This window comes from Flavobacterium sp. HSC-32F16 (genome assembly GCF_024171645.1).
Lineage (GTDB): Bacteria > Bacteroidota > Bacteroidia > Flavobacteriales > Flavobacteriaceae > Flavobacterium.
In genome coordinates this window covers 249,693-256,810 of the sequence record NZ_JALKAC010000009.1, presented here as the reverse complement: position 1 = coordinate 256,810, position 7,118 = coordinate 249,693, and the positions used below count along the sequence as shown (strand labels likewise).

Below are 7,118 nucleotides of genomic sequence, written 5' to 3'. Positions count from 1 at the left end.
GGAACTTACACGAATACCTGGACGGTTAAAGATGACTGCGGTAATACTTCTGATACTTTCACGCAAGTGATTACAATTCAAGATACAACATCGCCAACTTGGTCAACTCAAACGGGTTCTTTAAACCAAACTATCGAATGCAGCAATCAAGAAGCTTTGACTTCGGCGCAAGCCTTATTCCCAACTGCTTCAGATTCTTGTGATGCCGATGTGGCCAATATTACAAAAGTAAGCGGTCAGTTTATGGCTTCACAAGATTGCGGAAATGCCGGAACTTACACGAATACCTGGACGGTTAAAGATGACTGCGGTAATACTTCTGATACTTTCACGCAAGTGATTACAATTCAAGATACAACATCGCCGACTTGGTCAACTCAAACGGGTTCTTTAAACCAAACTATCGAATGCAGCAATCAAGAAGCTTTGACTTCGGCGCAAGCCTTATTTCCAACTGCTTCAGATTCTTGTGATGCCGATGTGGCCAATATTACAAAAGTAAGCGGTCAGTTTGTGGCTTCACAAAGTTGCGGAAATGCCGGAACTTACACGAATACCTGGACGGTTCAAGACGATTGTGGTAATACTTCTGATACTTTCACGCAAGTGATTACAATTCAGGATACAACATCGCCGGCTTTTAGCGGTGATCTTCCTGGTGACATTACAGTTTCTTGCGATGCTGTTCCTGAACCAGCTAATCTTGAAGCGACTGATAATTGCAATGGAGATTTACCAATTGTATTTACCGAAACAAAAAGTGATATTCAAAACGAATGCGGCTCAAATTATACTTTGACCCGTACATGGAAAACAAGTGATTGCAGCGCCAATATCGTTTCGCATACGCAAATTATAACAGTAAGAGATACTACTGCTCCAACTGGAACTGCTCCAACAAGTTTTGCCGATTTACAAAGTATGACACAAATTCCTGTTGGAAGTCCTCAGGATATACAAGACGCTGCTGATAATTGTGCAGGAACTGTTACTATTACCGTTTCGGATTCTAATAACGAAGGAAGCGGCTGTGAAGGAAGTCCGTATATCTTAACCAGAACCTATACATTATCTGATTGTTCTGGAAATAAAACAAACTTGGTTCAGACTTTTACAGTTGAAAACAAAGTTTCTGTAAGCGGTATAGCAACTAATACCTCATGTTTTGGAGGAAATGACGGTTCAATTTTAGTAACCAGCAGTCCTGGTGCAGCAGTTATTATTAGAAATGATAAAAATGAAATTGTTGGCAATACTAATTTACCTGCCGGTACTTACATACTTACTGCAACATCTCCTGTAAGTGAAACTCAAAACTGTACTGCAATTGCAACAGTGGTTATTACACAGCCTGAGTATACAGTAAAAATATCAGGTCAGATTATTAATATTGATACTCATACAGGAATTGCAAATGTACCTGTTACATTGATACCGCAAAGCCCAACTACAGGCCCTATCTTGTTAAAATTAACCGGATCAGATGGAAGTTACAGCTTCTCTGGAATGCCAGCCGGAAATTATTTAGTTCAGGTTCAGGATGCTAATTTGAACAGCGCTCATCAATTGTATCCGGTAGATTCGAGTTTGTTTTTTACTATTCTTAAGGATTGTATTATTCAAAAACATGATTTTGAGTATGGTTCATCAACACTTCCTGTGTTAGGAGATTACGTTTGGTACGATACAAACAGCAATGGTGTTCAGGATGAATGGTACGATGCTAATAATGATGGAATTGTAACCAAAAATATTCCTGATGGAAACGGAGCAATTAATTACAGCCTTTGGGAATGGATTGATTTTAATGGCGACGGAAGTTATCAAGGACCTTCGAATGTGGGCGAATTGAACGCTGGAGGCTTTGGAAATGCTCTTAGTCCGAATATCATAGTTGATGGTCCAAACGGTTATCATGAAGAAGTAATTATTGGAATTCAGGGATTCTGGAGAAACAGACCAGAAACTGCAAATCCATATGGAGATTACACTATTAAATTAGTAAAAGATGCCAACTTTGATGCTGTTGCTGCCACGTTGGGAGCTACTGGACTTGTAAAAGTACTTCCGAATATAACCGATAAAAAAATTACAGCTAAAAATTCAAAAGCGCAGCTTCATACTATATGTTCTACAACCAGCGCAAGCACTTTAATGGCAACCGTAACACCAGATGACTTAGTTCATCTAGATCTTGATTTTGGCGTAAGCTGTAAAACTTATTTAGATATTGTTGCCAATGATGATACTGCAGGACCTGTAGCGGGTATAAATACTACCACACAAAACGTAGTGAATGTTTTATCTAATGATACGCTTGAAGGGATAGTTGTAACGCCATCTGATGTGATCCTTACTACAGTAACACCAAATGAGTTTTTACACTTAAATTCTGATGGTTCTGTTGATGTACTGCCAAATGCACCAGTTGGAACTCAAACCTTAGTATACCAAATTTGCGAAGCAGATGAAACCTCAAATTGTGATACTGCAACGGTAACCATTACAATAGCAGCCCCGGTTATGACGGTTACTGCAACTGCAATTTGTGTTAACGATGTTCCCTATCTTGACTATGTCGTAACTCCTGTGAATTTTACGCCTGTAAACGGTGTAACAATTGCGTGGGCCAATGCTCAAAATACAGTAATAACCACCATGACTAATCTGGCTCTTTCCGGACGAGTTTTATGGCCGGGAGTTGTGGTTGATGGAAGCGGAAAAGGTATAGACTGGCCGGGATGGGTTTTCGAAAATAACAAATGGGTTCAGGCTGCTGACGGATTTGAATCATTGCGCCCAACGGTTAACTTAACGATTTCTGTTAATCCAAGCGAAACCATAATAGTAAATTACCCGCCGGCAGATCCATTTTGTACTGCCCGACCAACATTTGCAATTGCAGCAAATGATGATACACCACAACCTATTACTGGACCTTCGGGAGTAACCAATATTGTAAATGTTCTAAACAATGATACTTTAAATAATAGTGCCATTAATCCAAATGACGTTACGCTTACCACATTTACACCAGACCCAAAAGGAGTTTTAATACTAAACCCTGACGGATCTGTAGATGTTGCAGCAAATGCACCAGGCGGCACTTATACCTTAACCTATCAGATTTGTGAAAAAGCCGATGCCGGAAATTGTGACACAGCAACTGTAACTATTACTCTTCTTGATCCTCCGGCACCTCCTGCTCCGGTAATTGCAAATGATGATAATTATGCGAATATTGGATGCAATACATTTGGTTTGGTTGGAAATGTTTTAAGCAATGATTTAAAAGGACAGCTTCCTGCAACTCTCGAACTGGTAAACTTTACATTATTGAGTGAAAACAACAATAGTGCAAAAACAGATCCTAATATTACAATCGACTCATCTGGAAATGTTAGAGTATCGGGCTTAACACCTGCTGGAACTTACACTTACATGTATCGTCTTTGTGATAAATTAAGTTCTGAAAACTGCGACACTGCAACAGTAACCATTATCGTTGCGCCAAGGGGCACATCAAACATTGCTAGTGAAGCCTGTAACGATGATACAACATTATTGAACTTATCTAATTTATTACCACAAGGAACGCCTATTACAGGAACCTGGCTGGATGCAAACAACAGCGGAGCATTACAAGGAAATATCCTAAACCCATATGGTGTGGCTCTTGGCAACTATATATTCGAATATAAAATTACCGATGAAAATTGCCCAAGAAGTATTTTACTTAATATGGAAGTAAATGACGATTGTAAAGTGTTGGCCTGTCAAAATATTTTGGTTCACAATGCTTTTTCACCAAATGGTGATGGAAAAAATGATGTTTTCGTAATTGACGGTATTGATGATTTAACCTGTTATCCTGAAAACAATGTAGAAATTTATAACCGCTGGGGAATATTGGTATTTGAAACAAACAATTACAACAATACAACCAATGCCTTTGACGGAAATTCCAGAGGAAGAACAACCGTAAAACAATCTGACGGTTTACCAACCGGTACCTATTTCTACATTGTAACTTATAAATCATTAGACGGAAACAATGTTATTCAAAATAATAAAAAAGAAGGGTATTTATACCTGTCTAAATAGGAACAAAAAAGCAATGCGTTATACAGCGCACAAAAGTATAACGCATTGCATATTCACTAAACAATACACATCTATTATGAGAACAAAATTATTTTTTTTCGTCATTATGTTTGTAACCATTGCGGGTTATGCACAGCAAGATGCACAGTATACACAATACATGTACAACACTATTAATATAAATCCGGCTTATGCAGGATCACGCGGTGCTTTAAGTATTTTTGGCTTATATCGTACACAATGGGTTGGCCTTGACGGCGCGCCGGAAACAAGCAGTTTTTCTATCAATACTCCAATAAACAACAGCAATTTAGGAGTAGGACTTTCGCTTGTAAATGATAAAATAGGGCCTACAAACGAGAACAATATATCAGCAGATATATCGTATACTGTTCAAACTTCCGCAGATTTTAAATTGTCATTTGGTATTAAAGGAACTGCCAATATATTCAATCTGGATATCAACAAACTAAATCCCGCAGAACAAGGAGATCCGCAGTTTCAGGATTTAGACAATAAATTCAGCCCAAATGTGGGAGCCGGAGTTTACTGGCATTCAGATAAAGCTTATATCGGTTTATCGGTACCAAACTTCATCGAAACCAATAGATACGATGATAATGATGTGGCAATCTACAAAGACAAAATCAATTACTATTTTATGGGAGGTTACGTTTTTGATCTGGATAAATTAGAATATTACAAATTCAAACCTGCCGTACTGGCTAAAATGGTCGAGGGAGCACCACTTCAGGTCGATATTTCTGCCAACTTTATGTTTATCGAAAGATTTACAGTAGGCGTAGCTTACAGATGGAGCGCTTCGCTGAGTGCAATGGTTGGATTTCAAATCACCGACGGACTTTATTTAGGATATGGATACGATCGTGAAACCTCAAACCTAAATAATTACAATTCAGGATCACATGAAATATTCCTGCGTTATGAATTTTTTAAAAACAATGGTAAAATGACAACTCCTCGTTTCTTCTAAAAAATAAGTATTATGAAAAATTATAAACTTCTCTGCTTAATAATGCTGCCTATTTTTTATGGCTATTCGCAAGAGTCAAAAGTGAAATCGGGTGATAAAAAATATGATGGTTATGCGTATATCGACGCTATAAAAACTTATGAAAGGGTTGCCGATAAAGGATATAAATCTGAAGATTTGTTTAAAAAACTTGGAAACTCTTATTATTTCAATTCCGAGTTTGAAGGCGCCGCAAAATGGTACGGAGAATTATTTGCCGTAAATACATCTCCCGAAGCCGAATATTATTACCGATATGCACAATCTTTAAGATCGACCGGACAGACTGATAAGGCAAATAAAATTATGAATGAATTTAATGCGAAGTACAAGAATGATTCCAGAGGAAAACTCTACAAAGAAGATGTCAATTATCTTGATGAGATAAAAGCCAACTCCGGACGTTATACAATTGAAGATGCAGGAATTAACTCTAAATATTCTGATTATGGAAGTTTTGTTTACAATAATAAAATCTATTTTGCTTCTGCCAGAGATACTGGAAATTTTTCGCAGAGAAAACATAAATGGACAGGCGAATATTATACCAATATTTATAGCGCCTACGTCGATCCACAAAATAGTGCAGTATTAAAAGCAGATAAATTTAAAACCGCTTTAAATACCAAATTTCACGAATCCTCACCTGTTTTTACCAAAGACGGAAATACGGTTTACTTTACCCGAAATAATTATGTGGACGGAAAAAAAGGAAAGGATGACAATAAAATTACTTTAGTAAAAATTTACAAAGCCAGTCTTGAAAATGGAAAATGGACTAAAATTACCGCCGTTTCTTTTGCAAGTGATAATTACAGTACAGCACATCCAGCACTTAGCCCTGACGAAAAAACAATGTATTTCGCATCAGATATGCCGGGAAGTACAGGTCAGTCGGATATTTTTAAAGTAAACATAAATGATGACGGAAGTTTTGGAACCCCGCAAAATCTTGGCAAACCAATTAATACCGAAGGAAAAGAAACTTTTCCCTATGTAACCAGCGAAAACGAAATTTATTTTGCTTCAGATGGTCATCCCGGACTTGGCGGTTTAGATGTTTTTGTCGGTCAAATTGAAGACAACGGAACCATCAGCGGTATTCAAAATTTAGGAAATGATATTAATTCCCCAAAAGATGATTTTGCCTATATCATTGATCCAGTTTCCAGACAAGGTTATTTTAGTTCCAATAAAGAAGGTGGAAAAGGTTCTGATGATATCTACAAATTTCTAGAAACCAAAAGATTAAAATGCCTGCAGGAATTATATGGAGTCATTACAGATTCTGAAAACGGCGCAGTACTTCCGGGTTCTAAAGTTACTCTATATGAAAATCAAAAAATTAAAAATTCAACCGTTTCAAATTCAGCCGGACAATATAGTTTTGCAGTGGAATGCGGTAAAAATTATAGTGTGAGAGCCGAAAAACCAGACTATGCAACAAAAGAAGTTGATGTTAAGATTGTAAGAACAACAGGAAAAACCAATCTTCCTATTGCACTTGATAAATCGGTTTGTAAAGTTGCTGTTGGCGATGATCTAGGAAAATGTTTTGGGATTAAAATGATTTATTTCGATTTGGATAAATCTAACATTCGTACCGAAGCCGCTTTGGATTTAGAAAAAATACTCGATGTATTAAATCAAAATCCAACAATGAAACTTGATATTCGTTCGCATACAGACAGCAGAGCCACACATCAATACAACGAAGCTTTATCTGACAGAAGAGCAAAATCGACCATAAACTGGCTTATTAAAAACGGAGTAGCCAAAAACCGTTTAACCGGAAAAGGTTATGGTGAAACGCAGCTGGTAAATCAATGTTCTGACGGGGTAAACTGTACCGAGGAAGAACACCAAATGAACAGACGAAGCGAATTTATTATTACCGGATTGTAACCGGAAAATTGACTTCAAAAAATAAAAGCTGTCTATAAAGACAGCTTTTATTAAAAAAAACGGTCGTTGCAAATCA

3 protein-coding genes are annotated in these 7,118 nt (G+C 37.4%); all 3 read left to right on the top strand.

Annotation, left to right across the window (positions count from 1 at the left end):
• Positions 1-4,104 (top strand): gliding motility-associated C-terminal domain-containing protein (locus L1276_RS21165; protein ID WP_253791354.1); only part of this gene is annotated, 4,104 nt, incomplete at its 5' end.
• 76 nt (positions 4,105-4,180) lie between these two features.
• On the top strand, positions 4,181-5,098 hold the full coding sequence (locus L1276_RS21160; protein ID WP_253791353.1) for a type IX secretion system membrane protein PorP/SprF: 918 nt from the start codon (positions 4,181-4,183) through the stop codon (positions 5,096-5,098).
• 12 nt (positions 5,099-5,110) lie between these two features.
• Entirely contained in the window at positions 5,111-7,042 is a 1,932-nt protein-coding gene (locus L1276_RS21155) for an OmpA family protein (protein ID WP_253791352.1), read from the top strand.
• Positions 7,043-7,118 lie beyond the last annotated feature (76 nt).

Excerpts from the sequence above, each read along its gene's own strand:
- L1276_RS21160 (WP_253791353.1), top strand. The coding sequence starts at position 4,181 with ATGAGAACAAAATTATTTTTTTTCGTCATTATGTTTGTAACCATTGCG.
- L1276_RS21155 (WP_253791352.1), top strand. The coding sequence starts at position 5,111 with ATGAAAAATTATAAACTTCTCTGCTTAATAATGCTGCCTATTTTTTAT.